The following is a 12142-nucleotide window of genomic DNA, read 5'->3' on the forward strand; positions in this document are numbered from 1 at the left end:
CACCATGGATGACTTTCTTCTGATTCTGCTTGCATTCGCTCTTGGCGCCGTTGTCCTTGTTTTTGTCCTCTGGGTTCTTCTTGCAACAGCTGTACGGGTTCTCAGCTACATTGTGATGTTGCTGCTTGTTGTCTCTCTGATTCTCTTTGTCGTGGGATTATTGGTGGGAGTTGTTCTTCCACTCTTTGTTTTCGCGCAGCGAACGGTCTCACCGCTGGTGACAATGACACCGGACAAGGTACGCGACGGCGAGGTGATTCGCGGGAAACAGACTGGCGAAAATCAACACTATGGCTGGGACTGGGCGTGGCCGCTTTATCTGCCCTATCAGGCGAAACATGATTTCACCTCAGTGATCAGACAATACCGTTACCTGCATATGATCGTTGCTCTGCGGATGGGAATGGCCGAGATCGATGATGCAGATGAATCGACCACAGATGAATGGAAGCTGTCGATTAAACGCCGCGTCCAGCCGAGGGTATCCAGCACGTTGGTCAAGGTACTTCTCGCACTGCCCTACTTTTGTCTGATTATGGGACTCTACATCTCGATGCTCGGCTGGACCGTCGTGTACCGCCTTGCCCTTTTCCTGGGCTCGATCCTATTGTCCACCAGCAACAAATTGCTCAGTTGGGCGGACAGCAGGAACAGGAACCGACGACGAGCTAAGCTGCACTGCAAATACTGCTACGCAGTGTCCACCATGCCGTCGTATCAATGCCCCAATTGCAAAACGAACCACCATAATATCCGTCCGGGGCCCCTGGGATTGCTGTCCCGCATATGCGGCTGTGGAACTCGCCTGCCCAATACGGTCAACAGGGCGTCAGCAGTTCTGGAACCCTCCTGCCCGGCCTGTGGGCAACTCCTGATGGCGGGTTCCGGCGGTCGGCCCACCCTGCTTCTTCCCGTGCTCGGAGCCCGAAACTCAGGAAAGACCATGTTTCTGGGATCTGCGCTCAATGGTCTCAAAGAGCATGCCCTCACCGCCGGCGGTGAGGTCGAACCACTCGATCAGGAAGCCAAGAACTTTGTATTGGCTCAGTGGGAGCGACTACAGAAAGAAGCGGCGACGCAGCCTACCAGCAACACAAAACCAGTAGGTAAAGGATATGTCCTGCGTGTGGAAGGCCTTCCAGAGCCTGTGGAAGTACAGATCATGGATGTTGCTGGCGAACAATTCACCAGTGCGGATACGATCGCACGGCTCCAGTACCTGCGCGGAGCTGAGCACTTCATTCTCACCGTTGATCCCTTTGCGGATCCTGATATGAAACGCCTACGGGAAAGCAAGATGCCAGCCGCGGAAGGCGACCACACTGATGATCAGATGAAGGTTTACACGACCTTTTCTAGTGTCCTTCGCGCTGGCCAGATTGACCTGTCCAAGAAGAAGCTGACTGTAGTCATCAGCCGGGTGGACCAACTTCAGGAAGTGCTGCCCGCCCTCAATTTCGGTGCGATGGGAAGTGAAAAGTTACGCGAATGGCTGAATGGACATGGGTTCAACAATCTTGTTGATGCGATTTCTGTTGATTTCCCCACTGCCGCGTACGTTGCGGTGGATTCTTTCCACAGCCTGGATTTTACGGACCACGTCAATCCAGTCCATGTGATAGAAGAGATCCTGGCTTCCGTAAAGATGTTCCCCCAGGAGAAACTGCTGCGCGTCATCGAAGAACGGGAAGCTGAACGTGAACGCAAGGCCGCTGCCGCGGCTGCCAGGCAACAGGCAAAAACCCCTGTGGCAAAGACAACCCCTCAGCCGGCAACTGACCACTAACACGGAACAAGTTGGCGAAGTGAAGAGCTCATATCGAGTAACAAGCAATGTGGAGATGAGAGACAATGAGTGACGGCACCCTGTCCGTACCGACGAGTTATCGCGTATTCAGAATGGTTACCTCCCTGATCCACGGGCTCATGGTGGTAGCCCTCCTGACTTTCTTCGTTCTGTGGTTCCTGGATGAAGGACAGGGCGCGGCTTACCTGCAGACGCTCCTGGCGCGGATCGGTGATCTTGGTGAGGTTCTCAGCGGGTTGATTCCCTATCCCTGGGGGCTATCGTGAGTTCACGCGACACCGAGACACTGTTCGTGCCCGACATCGATGCCAGGGGACACCTGCTGTTACCACGGCTCAAAGGAACCCTGCCTGCCTACATGATTGGAGGGGTGCTCACACTGTTGCTTGTATTCATGCTGACTTCTGTCGGGGGCGAGTCGATACGGACTGCCCAGGGTGGAGCGACCGGCACCTATGAGCGGTTTCTCGCATCCCCAGTATCAGAACCCATAGAAGCGCAGGGTGCTGACTACTGTAGCCAGGGGGGTAAATTGGACAACGTGGTCGTGTTCTACGAGCATCTAGGGTGTGGTTTCGCTGATCAGATCGCCGCTGAATGGCGGAGAGCCACCGCTAGAGAGCGCTTCGAAGGTGATGGTGCGCTCGTATTGTCGACAATCAGCCCCCAAACCGGAAATCAGTTTGAGCTGCAGGGTTCGTTCACGGGTACTCACGTCGAGATTATTGATTCGCAGAGCGGAGTCCAATGGATGCTTATCTATTGAAAAACGGTCGGGGTGATGCGAAATGAGCAATCCTGACCACTCGGATGAGCCAATGGATCGCACGACGTTGTCCGAAATTCTGAAGGACATCACTCGTAAGTCCAAATTGGGCACCATCCGGCGAGTACGTAAGGGCCGATGGGTGGCGGGAGTGTTCAGCGGCATAGGGGCAACTTATGGTGTTCATCCGGTGTGGCTGCGCCTTCTTTTTCTCGGGTCGTTCTTCCTGCCGGGCCCCCAGTTTCCCGTCTATTTCGTGGCGTGGTTAGCAATGCCGAAGGAATCAAGGACCGAGTGAGAAGCCCTGCCGGCGCGCTCGTTGATCGGTATCGCTATTTCAGGTTCGAAGCCCGTACCCAATTCCCTCACAGGTTCCATCACAGTTCAGCTTCAATTGATCGGGATCCCTATAAATACATTGTCCGTACCTCCTTCCGTCCATACGCTGGGGCCAAGGAGGTTAACAATGAACACGCAACCGAGCGAGATCACACCCCAATCAGGTTCCACCGCGCCTGGCACGACTCATCAGGACGCTACTCTGAATCATCATGTAGGCACGAGCCCTGCAGCCACCCAGAATGAACACACCGATGCCGGCTGGGCGATGCCCATTCTCACGGTCATTGTCACGGCAGCAGCCATTTTCACCGCATTCCTCGGCAGTGGCGCCATCGGCGGCACCCCGATTGCGGAGGCAGCAGGAGGGGCGCTGTCCGCTGATGCCACGCCACTGGCTCCGGCTAGTAGCGCTTTTAGCATCTGGAGCGTGATCTACGCGGGACTGGCCGGGTACGCCATCTGGCAGTTATTCCCAGCGGCCCGCCGCTCACCCCGCCAAAAGCATCTGCGTCCCTGGGCGATTGCTTCTGTCATCTTGAATTCCGTATGGATCTGGACCGTGCAATTCGACCAGGTCTGGGCTTCTGTTCTGGTGATCACGGTTCTGCTCGTGGTCCTCATCCGCATCATGTATATCCTGGGCGAACCCCGCACTGGTGGCTGGCCTGATCTGATCCTCACCGAGGGCACCTTCGGCTTGTACTTCGGTTGGGTGTTGGTGGCTACTTTTGCCAACCTCTTCGCCTACTTCTCCGCCGAGGGCCTCAATGCCTTCACCACCATCCCGGTTGGCGTTGGCGGAATTGTGCTGGCAGGCTTGATCGGCGTTGTCGCAGCCATTATCGACGGCGGCCGCATCGCCCCGGCCCTCGCCACCTCCTGGGGACTGGCCTGGATCGCGGTGGCACGCATGGAGGGCAGCTACGAATCCCAGGCTCTGGTGATCACCGGGGGTGCTGCTTCCGCAGTTGTAGTGCTGACCGCCCTGATCGCATGGGCATTGAGGCGCTCCGCCACCAGCGGGCGATCCCTGGCTGCTGGGGCTGAGCAACAAGCTCACTAGATCCCGCCATCGGCCGTTCACTTGCTTTACCGAGAAACGATGCAGCGCCGGACCGAGCCTCACAGGCTTTCGGCCCGGTGCCAGCTGTGTGAGTGACAGTTTCACCGTAGACTTCTCCCATGCCTATCCTCAGAACCCTTGACCAGGAAATCGCGGTGTTCGGCGAAGCCGGCAGCGGAAAAACAGTGCTGCTGTCATCATTTTATGGTGCTGCTCAAGAACCGAAATTTCTTGATACCAGCGACTATCACTTGATCGCAGAAAGCGGAGAGCAAGGTCTTGTCCTTCAACAGATCTTCCTTGGGATGAAGAATGACGGTGTAGTCCCTCAAGGTACAAAATTGAAGGCGCATGAGTACTCGTTCAAAGTGAAGCTTAAAGAAAAAGGTAGTGAAGGTGCCCAGAGTCAGGGTCCTTTTGATGCCCTCCGGCTCGTCTGGCATGACTATCCGGGGGAGTGGTTTACGCAGGACATTGAGAATGCGGAGATTACCCAACGCCGTGTTGATACGTTTCGTTCCCTGTTGAGTGCAGATGTGGCACTCCTTCTAGTCGATGGGCAGAGGCTCATCGATTATGCGGGTGAGGAAGAACGGTATCTGAAGTTATTATTCTCCAATTTCAGGACGGGCCTGCTTAATCTGAAGGAGGACATCCTTGAGGACGGGCAAAAGCTGACGGAATTCCCACGAGTATGGGTTCTAGCGTTATCTAAGGCTGATCTGCTTCCTGATATGGATATCATTGCCTTCCGGGATCTGGTGATCGGTAAAGCTGGGGAAGACCTCACTCACCTTGGCGCTGCAATTGCAGAGTTCGTTGATACCCCTGATGCTCTCTCCCTGGCCCAGGATTTTGTGCTGTTGTCATCGGCGAAATTTGAGCCGGAGAAAATCGTGGTGACGAAGCGGGTGGGGCTGGATCTTTTACTGCCGATCTCTGCGATGTTGCCTTTCGAACGACATCTTAAGTGGGCGGAGATGATTAAGTTGCCTTCGGATGTTCTCGAGAATCTGTTGGGCGCGGGATCACTGGCTTCGGAGATCGCTTTGGCGTTCCTCCTGAAGAAGGACCTTCCTGGACCTTTCGGGATGATCCAGAAAGCCGTCATTAAGGTAGTGGGGAAACAGGCGATGATCGAGATCATGAAGAAGGTTCAGGAGAAAATCGCAGAGATCAACCGTGATGCAAGCGTTAAGCACGATGCGTTGAGTGGAATCCTGGCTCGTTTTGCTCGTGATCTTAAGAGGGGAGAAGAGGAGAAAGTTCTTTTCCGGAGTCCGTTATGAGTTTCATCTGGCTGGCCCGCGGGTATCAGTGGGGATTTGAGTTCTTGGAGGAGGGAAGCCAGAATGACGATTCCTGGAATCCCCTCACCGTGTATGAAGATGCCTTCGAGCCCTTCATACAGCAGGATGAGTTCTGCCGCCGGGTCTCACCGGAGCGTGTCGCGCTCAGAATGAAGGATCCTGAGGGACGCAAGGATCAGGCTGGACGGTTTATCTATCATGATTTTGTCCTGCTGGCGGATCTCGCCGAGAAGGTGGATTCTGTGGAGGATGGGGTAGAGATTATCTGGCCCCTGGTGGCAGACAGGTACGCCGAGGTATGGGACGGCTAGAAACTGCTAGACATGGGGTGCTCAAACCCCAGCCCCCACCACCGGCGCGTTCTTCCCGAACAACGCCACCAGGTGCACAACCAGCCCCACCAACGGCCCAACAATCAAAGCCAGCGCAGCGCCCATCGCCAGTGACCACGGCCCCATCAAAATCGCCACCGCTACCACCGTCGCGACCACCCAGCCGGCCAGGTACAGTCCATGCCGGTCGTAGGCAATCGTCGCGCAACCCGTGACCATCAACATCGCAGTTGTCGTAGCCCCCAGCGTCAGCGCAGCCAGCAGACTACCCGGCACGGCGAAGATCTCCTGACGCAGGATCACCTCGAAAAGCCATGGCCCGATCAACCACGCCAACCCGGAGCCAACCAGCCCGACCCCCCACACAATCGCCAGGGGCCCGGCAAGTGCATTCCACGGGGAACGCCCACCCTGCACGAATCGCACGATGATCGCGGATTGGAATTGCTGCAGCGGCACAAGCAAAGGAGCGCGTGTCAGCGTGACCGCATAGATCACGGCCGCAGCTGTCACGGCCTGGCCAGTGGTGTCGGGGTTGGTCAGCTTCACCAGCGTAGGAAAGCCAGTGATCAGCACGGCCGTCGAGCCAGATGCTGCCATCGCGGTGAGTGCCTGTCGCATAAATACCGGCCCCGACACATCGGTCACCGAGCCCAGCGCCGCCCGCGCCGAGCGCGAGAGCCCCACAATCACCACCCACGACACCGCCCCCACCACGGTGATGAACAGGAAGGCCAGCAGCTGGTATCCCAGCAGCCACGCCACCACAGCCAGGATCATACGCACGCCGGTGTCCAGGGAGATCAGCGCCGCGTACTGCTTCCATAGCTGACATCCCGACAAAATCCCCGAGACTGTCGCCTGCACGGCGTAGCTGCCCAGGCCGACGGCGAGCATGCCGACGCCGATGCTTTGGTGCTCGCTAAGCAGCCGCCCGATCCAGAACGGTGCGGTCAGCCCGAGCACCACCGCGGTCACCGCAGCAGCGCCCAGTGAGAACAGGATCGGCCGCACCGAGCTTCTCGACGCCACCTTCTCCCCACCCCGCGCCGCCGACACCGCCCGCGTGGTCTCCTGCGTCAGCCCGGTCAGCACGCCAGTGCCGGCGAAGAACAGCCCCCAGTAGGCGGTGAACTCCTCGGTCAGTGTGCCGGAGGAGCCGAGTGCCCAGGCGGCGATGATAATGACCACGAAGCCGGAGATACCGGCGATGATGGTGGCCAGAGTCAGGTATTTCATGGGCGGTCAGGAAACGCTGGCAGCTGGGGGTTTTTCAGCCAGGCGTTCCAGACGTCGACAAGCTCGGATTCGGCGACCCCCGCCGACGCGCACGCCGCGGCGAGGTGTCGCCACAGATCACGTGGTTCCACCAGCCCGTGTTTGCCCTCGGCGACGTAGGCGCGAAGGGCGGGGAAGAAGTGGGCATCACCAAGCAACACCCGGAAGGCGTGGACGGTGAGCGCACCGCGCTTGTACACGCGGTCATCGAACATGTCCTTGGGGCCGGGGTCGGCGAGCACAATGTCCTGGCCCAGCTCGGCGATCTTCGCGTAATGCCTCCGGGCGCTTTCCGCGGCGGAGATCCCGATGGACTTCTCAAACCACAACCACTCGGCGTAGCAGGCGAAGCCCTCATTGAGCCAGATGTCATTCCACTGCGCCAAGCCCAGGGAGTTGCCGAACCACTGGTGGGAGAGCTCATGGGCGATCAGGCGTTCCCATTCGCCGTCCCCGGTGGCGAAGTTGGATCCGAAGGTGGACAGCCCCTGCGCCTCGATGGGGATCTCCAGGTCATCCTCAGTGATCACCACGCGGTAGTTAGCGAACGGGTAGGGGCCGAACAGCTCCTCATACACATCCACCATCTGCGCCTGCGGGCGGAAGTCCTGCAGCACCCGTTCGCGCAGGTCGATATCACCGGTGGGGATATACGCCAGCACCGGCACCCCGGACTTCGACGCCCCCAGCGACACCTCTTCATACGAACCCACCTGGATGGTGGCCAGGTAGGTAGCCATGGGTTCGCGGGTGCGGTAGTGCCAGGTGGTGGCACTGCCACGGGTGATGCGCCCGACCAGGTCGCCGTTGGAGATCACCATGTAGTCATTGTCGGCGGTGACCTTTATATCGAAACGCGCCTTCTCATCGGGGGTGTCATCGCTGGGCAGCCAGCTCGGCGCGCCACACGGCTGTGAGGCCACCAGGGCTCCGTTGTCCAGCTCCTCCCACCCGATCGCACCCCAGGGCGTGCGCGTGGGACGCGGGTTGCCGCGGTAGCGGATGGTCAGGGAGAACTCCTGATCCACCGGGATTGCCTCGCGGAAACTGATATGCAGTTTCTTGTTGCTGTGCCTAAACCGTGCCACCTGCACATTGGTGCCGGCGGTGCCCTGCGCGGTGACCTTCTCCACGCGGAGGTTGTTGCTCAAATCCAGGGTCAGCGAGGTCAGCGGATGGTAGTTCACCATATGCAGCGTCGCAGTCCCCATGAGCAGATTCGGTGATACCCGGTAGGTGAGGTCAAGCTCGTAGTTCCGGATGTGGAATCCGAGGTTGAAGTCGATACCGGTGTAGGAATCACGGGTACCGGGTACAGGGGTGGATCGCATCCGTCTCGTAGTCATCGCTAGGTGATATTACCCCTCATCAGCTGAAACCAAACCCAGCGCCGTTTCGATCCACGTGTAGATCAACGACTCCATGTGCGCCACCTGCTTGTTATCCGCGGCACCTGCGTGACCGCCTTCGGTGTTTTCGTAATAATCCACGGGCTGGCCGGCATCGTCAAGCGCCTGGGCGAACAAGCGGGCGTGCGCGGGGTGCACGCGATCATCCCGCGTCGAGGTGGTCACCAGGGCCGGCGGGTAGGGGCGCTTGTCGACGCCCGAGATATTATGCAACGGCGAATACGATTCAATCACCGCCCGTTCGTCTGGATCATCCGGGTTGCCGTACTCCGCCATCCACGACGCCCCTGCCGACCAGGTGTGATAGCGCAGCATATCGGTCAGCGGCACCTGCACCACCGCCGCCCCAAACGCCTCTGGATACTGGGTGAGTGCCCCACTGGTGAGCAGGCCACCATTGGACCCACCCCTAATGGCGATGAGCTCCGGGGTGGTATACCCGCGGGCGACCAGATCCTCCAGGACGGCGCGGTGATCCTCCCACACCTTCAGCCGGTTCAGCCTGGTGGCCTGGGAATGCCACTGCGGTCCGAACTCACCACCGCCACGCAGATTGGCCTCGACAAACAGGTAACCCTTCTCCAGCCAGGCGATACCCCGGGTGGGGGAGTGACCCGGGGTGAGAGAAACCTCGAAACCGCCATAGGCATGCACCAGGGTGGGCAGTGGCTGTTGGTCAGAGCTGAACCGTCCGGAGATGAAATACGGGATCTTCGTCCCATCCTTGGACGTTGCCCAATGCTGACGGGTCTCCAGCCCGGTGTTATCCCACTGCAAGGGCGAACGGCGTACCTCGGTCAGCTCCAGGGACTCAGAGAGATCCCCACGCAACAGGGCACCTGGCTGGGTGAAGCTGGTGGCCTGCACCCAGATCTCATCCCCACTCAACGCAGAGGTGGCCACAATGTGCGCGGTGGCATGCTCCGGCAGGGGCAACGGGCGCTGCTCACCGGTGGGGTTATCAATATCCACCACCGCGATCGAGGTGGACACATTATCCAGCAGGGTCAACAGCAGATGATTCTTGGTGGAGGATAATCCCTGCAGCGAGGTGGAGGCCGTCGGGGTGAACACGGGCTCAAATGCACGCTGGCCATCCAGGAAAGCAGCAAACTCCATCACACCGAGACCACCGGCCGGGATGCCGGCAAACTCCGTGCGTGGATTGATGAAGATCCACTGATTGCGCACCACCACATCACAATCATCCGGCACCTCAAGGGCGATGAGCTCACCATCTACCTCCACGAACTCACGGGAGTTGTAGAAATCCACTGCCCGGGACACAAAAGTACGCTCCCAGCCAGGCGTTGGATCCACCCACGCACCCACCGCCACATCCTCTGTTTCACCTTCGAAGAACAGCGGTGAGCTGGCAAGATCTTCCCCGCGCTTCCAGGTGAGCACGCGCGCCGGGTACACGGAGGTGGTCAGCGAACCCTCACCGGTATCCGTGCCGATCAACAGGGTTTCCCGGTCCAACCAGGACACATCCGTCTTAGCTTCGGGGATGGTGAAGGGGGCATCTTCCACGAAGGTTGCCGTGGTGAGGTCGAACTCCCGGATGACGGTGGCATCCGCACCACCGCGGGAGAGCTTCACCAGCGCCAGATCATATTCCGGGGCGCGCACCTGAGCCCCCTTCCACACCCAGTTCTCCTCCTCGGCTTCCGCCAGGGCATCAAGATCAATGAGCACCTCCCAGGTTGGCTCGCCGGTGAGATACGACTCCAGCGTGGTGGTGCGCCACAGCCCCCGCGGGTGGGTGGCATCACGCCAGAAGTTGTACAGCCTCTCCCCGCGCCGGCTGACATAAGGGATGCGGTCATCGGTGTCCAGTGCCTCCAGGAGGCGCTGTTGCAGTGCGGTGCGTGGCGCCTCAGGGAGCTTGTCGACGGTGGCTTCCGAATGTTTTTCCGCCCATTCCAGGGCCTCGGGTGAATCGATGGGTTCGAGGAAGGAGTAATCAGTCATGGGGACAAGGGTAGCTGTATGGGGCGGGAGGGAAGTGGTCCGTCCCGGCGTATCCTCGGGGGCATGACTACACTTCTGGTTTTTGAATTCCCCTCCACAGGCCCCTTCGGTGCTGATGCCGAGGCTGCCTACGCTGAGCTGGCCCACGATATCGCCGGTCAGGACGGCCTGATCTGGAAGGTATGGACGGAGGACCCACAACGCGAGGTCGCTGGCGGTGTCTACCTCTTCGCAGACGAGGCAAGCGCCCAGGCTTATGTGGAGAAGCACACCGCGCGGCTGGCTGGTTTCGGGATAACCGATATCACTGCGACATCGTATGAGGTGAATGAAGGGCTGTCACGTATTGATCATGCGGTGTTGGAGCGCTGATCTCGTCTGAAACCACTCGTAAGGGAAACCCACAACGGCACCCCACCTTTTAAGTGGGGTGCCGTTGTAGTTAGAGGCTAAACGAGGGGACCTTTAAGCGTTCTCGTTCTCCAGCCCGAAGGAACGGGCGAAGGTGTCCCAGGATCCGCGGAGGTCATCCTGCCACCAACCCCAGGAGTGGGTGCCGGTGGGGCGCAGGTTCCAGTCGGCAGGGATGCCGGCGTGGTCCAGCTTTGCCTTGAGGTCGTGGGTGCACTTGTTGGTGGCTGCCTCGATGAGTCCACCGGTGACGATGGTCTCGGTCATGGCCAGGGACAGGTAGGCCTGATCCAGACCTTCGAAGCGGGGGCTGCCGGCCGACTCCCAGTGGCCAGCCAGACCGGAGGCGTTGGAGACGTACAGGTCGGTGCCGCGCAGCTTGTCGGAGTTGATCAGGGCATCGTTGTAGATGTTGACCTCCCCACCGCGTGGACCCCACATCTGCTCCGGGGTGGCGTTGCCACGATCGAGGGTGAGCTTCAGGTACTCCCACGGCAGAGGCTGAGAAGTGGATGCACAACCGGAGAAGGACGCAGCCGCATCGTAGAAACCGGGGTAGTGCTGCGGGAACAGCAGTGAGGTGGTGGCGGACATGGACATGCCGGCAATGGCGCGCTGTCCGTCAGCGTTGAGCTCTGCTTCCAGCGGCCCTGGAAGCTCCTTGACCAGGAAGGTCTCCCACATCTGCTTGCCGCCGAGTGCTGCATTCTCCTGCACCCAATCGGTGTAGTAGGAGAACTTGCCTTCCATGGGGATGACCACGTTGACGTTCTTCTCAAGGTAGAAATCAATCACGTCGGTCTGCATGACCCAGTTGGCTGCGCCTTCGCCGCCGTCGCCACCGTTGAGGAGGTAGATGACCGGGCGCGGGCCAGCGGACTCATCGGCAGTGATGACAACGAGGGGAACATCGCGGTCCATGGAGGGGGAGTAGGCCCACATCTCCTTCACGCGGTCATCAGCAGCGTTGACGTATGCGCGCCAACGCGGTGCCGGCTTCTCCGGGTATTTCGCACCCTCGGTGATGGTAGATAATGCGGTGTCACCGGCAACATCAGCTGGGCTCAGCTCAGCTGCCGTTGCAGCGTTAGGAGCAGCAATGGCGGACATGGCAATACCCAGCGCGGCGATGGGCGCGGCAATACGGCGAAGAAGCTTCATGTTTTTCCCTCGTGAAATTATGGTCAGTGGCCCCAAAGGCTGGTTAGAACCAGATCGGGACATCCGGGGTATTAAACCCATGTGATAGTTAATATAAACCAAAAGTGGCCGTACAGCCCGTTATGCCTCTTATTAGCGAGGCTCTTTTTGGTACATCGACGATTCGTGACTTGACGTTAACAGTTTCAGTGGGAATCTGAAATCTTATTTTTATATTCGATAGTTTTCCGCGACAGTTCCCTCCCGATGTTCACGGGGGAGGACGGGGGAAGGCGCATTTCGGGGATGC

12 protein-coding genes are annotated in these 12142 nt (G+C 59.0%); 8 read left to right on the forward strand and 4 right to left on the reverse strand.

Annotated elements, in window-relative coordinates:
* Nucleotides 1-4 precede the first annotated feature (4 nt).
* The 7 genes from H9627_RS11840 (at nucleotide 5) to H9627_RS11870 (ending at nucleotide 5599) form a co-directional block, all read left to right on the forward strand.
* The gene (locus H9627_RS11840; protein ID WP_191734244.1) at nucleotides 5-1786 is read left to right on the forward strand and encodes a TRAFAC clade GTPase domain-containing protein; all 1782 of its coding nucleotides are present in this window, start codon (nucleotides 5-7) and stop codon (nucleotides 1784-1786) included.
* Between the two features lie 65 nt (nucleotides 1787-1851).
* A complete protein-coding gene (locus tag H9627_RS11845) occupies nucleotides 1852-2073 on the forward strand; it encodes a hypothetical protein (RefSeq protein WP_191734245.1) in 222 nt (73 codons plus the stop codon).
* Nucleotides 2070-2573, forward strand: coding sequence for a hypothetical protein (locus tag H9627_RS11850; RefSeq protein WP_060563774.1), 504 nt, complete (start codon nucleotides 2070-2072; stop codon nucleotides 2571-2573). The genes H9627_RS11845 and H9627_RS11850 overlap by 4 nt, the downstream gene beginning before the upstream one ends.
* A 22-nt stretch (nucleotides 2574-2595) precedes the next feature.
* Nucleotides 2596-2871, forward strand: coding sequence for a PspC domain-containing protein (locus H9627_RS11855; RefSeq protein WP_225213813.1), 276 nt, complete (start codon nucleotides 2596-2598; stop codon nucleotides 2869-2871).
* A gap of 168 nt (nucleotides 2872-3039) precedes the next feature.
* On the forward strand, nucleotides 3040-3978 hold the full coding sequence (locus tag H9627_RS11860; protein ID WP_225213814.1) for a tryptophan-rich sensory protein: 939 nt from the start codon (nucleotides 3040-3042) through the stop codon (nucleotides 3976-3978).
* Between the two features lie 119 nt (nucleotides 3979-4097).
* A complete protein-coding gene (locus H9627_RS11865) occupies nucleotides 4098-5267 on the forward strand; it encodes an ATP/GTP-binding protein (protein WP_191734246.1) in 1170 nt (389 codons plus the stop codon).
* Nucleotides 5264-5599 carry a hypothetical protein gene (locus H9627_RS11870; protein WP_191734247.1) on the forward strand — a complete coding sequence of 112 codons (336 nt, stop codon included), beginning with the start codon at nucleotides 5264-5266 and terminating at the stop codon, nucleotides 5597-5599. The genes H9627_RS11865 and H9627_RS11870 overlap by 4 nt, the downstream gene beginning before the upstream one ends.
* Nucleotides 5600-5620: 21 nt before the next feature.
* On the opposite strand, the gene H9627_RS11875 is transcribed toward H9627_RS11870, so the two are convergent.
* From H9627_RS11875 to H9627_RS11885, 3 genes are read right to left on the reverse strand one after another with little or no spacing between them, the layout of a single operon-like run.
* Nucleotides 5621-6859, reverse strand: a complete 1239-nt coding sequence (locus H9627_RS11875) for a hypothetical protein (protein ID WP_191734248.1) — start codon at nucleotides 6857-6859, stop codon at nucleotides 5621-5623.
* A complete protein-coding gene (locus tag H9627_RS11880) occupies nucleotides 6856-8244 on the reverse strand; it encodes a M1 family metallopeptidase (RefSeq protein ID WP_191734249.1) in 1389 nt (462 codons plus the stop codon). Before H9627_RS11880 ends, H9627_RS11875 begins: the two co-directional genes overlap by 4 nt.
* A 12-nt stretch (nucleotides 8245-8256) precedes the next feature.
* A complete protein-coding gene (locus tag H9627_RS11885) occupies nucleotides 8257-10281 on the reverse strand; it encodes a prolyl oligopeptidase family serine peptidase (protein WP_191734250.1) in 2025 nt (674 codons plus the stop codon).
* A 63-nt stretch (nucleotides 10282-10344) separates the two neighbouring features.
* Here H9627_RS11885 and H9627_RS11890 point away from each other — a divergent pair, with 63 nt between their 5' ends.
* Complete coding sequence (locus H9627_RS11890) at nucleotides 10345-10653, forward strand: monooxygenase (protein ID WP_191734251.1); 309 nt, start codon at nucleotides 10345-10347, stop codon at nucleotides 10651-10653.
* A 93-nt stretch (nucleotides 10654-10746) separates the two neighbouring features.
* Here H9627_RS11890 and H9627_RS11895 read toward each other — a convergent pair whose 3' ends face one another.
* On the reverse strand, nucleotides 10747-11853 hold the full coding sequence (locus H9627_RS11895) for an alpha/beta hydrolase (protein ID WP_191734252.1): 1107 nt from the start codon (nucleotides 11851-11853) through the stop codon (nucleotides 10747-10749).
* Nucleotides 11854-12142 lie beyond the last annotated feature (289 nt).

The sequence above is a fragment of the Corynebacterium gallinarum genome, from assembly GCF_014837045.1.
Lineage (GTDB): Bacteria > Actinomycetota > Actinomycetes > Mycobacteriales > Mycobacteriaceae > Corynebacterium > Corynebacterium gallinarum.

Coding starts and splice junctions, on each gene's coding strand:
- H9627_RS11865 (WP_191734246.1), top strand. CDS start 4,098: ATGCCTATCCTCAGAACCCTTGACCAGGAAATCGCGGTGTTCGGCGAA.
- H9627_RS11840 (WP_191734244.1), top strand. CDS start 5: ATGGATGACTTTCTTCTGATTCTGCTTGCATTCGCTCTTGGCGCCGTT.
- H9627_RS11880 (WP_191734249.1), bottom strand. CDS start 8,244: ATGACTACGAGACGGATGCGATCCACCCCTGTACCCGGTACCCGTGAT.
- H9627_RS11895 (WP_191734252.1), bottom strand. CDS start 11,853: ATGAAGCTTCTTCGCCGTATTGCCGCGCCCATCGCCGCGCTGGGTATT.
- H9627_RS11875 (WP_191734248.1), bottom strand. CDS start 6,859: ATGAAATACCTGACTCTGGCCACCATCATCGCCGGTATCTCCGGCTTC.
- H9627_RS11860 (WP_225213814.1), top strand. CDS start 3,040: ATGAACACGCAACCGAGCGAGATCACACCCCAATCAGGTTCCACCGCG.
- H9627_RS11845 (WP_191734245.1), top strand. CDS start 1,852: ATGAGTGACGGCACCCTGTCCGTACCGACGAGTTATCGCGTATTCAGA.
- H9627_RS11855 (WP_225213813.1), top strand. CDS start 2,596: ATGAGCAATCCTGACCACTCGGATGAGCCAATGGATCGCACGACGTTG.
- H9627_RS11885 (WP_191734250.1), bottom strand. CDS start 10,281: ATGACTGATTACTCCTTCCTCGAACCCATCGATTCACCCGAGGCCCTG.
- H9627_RS11890 (WP_191734251.1), top strand. CDS start 10,345: ATGACTACACTTCTGGTTTTTGAATTCCCCTCCACAGGCCCCTTCGGT.
- H9627_RS11870 (WP_191734247.1), top strand. CDS start 5,264: ATGAGTTTCATCTGGCTGGCCCGCGGGTATCAGTGGGGATTTGAGTTC.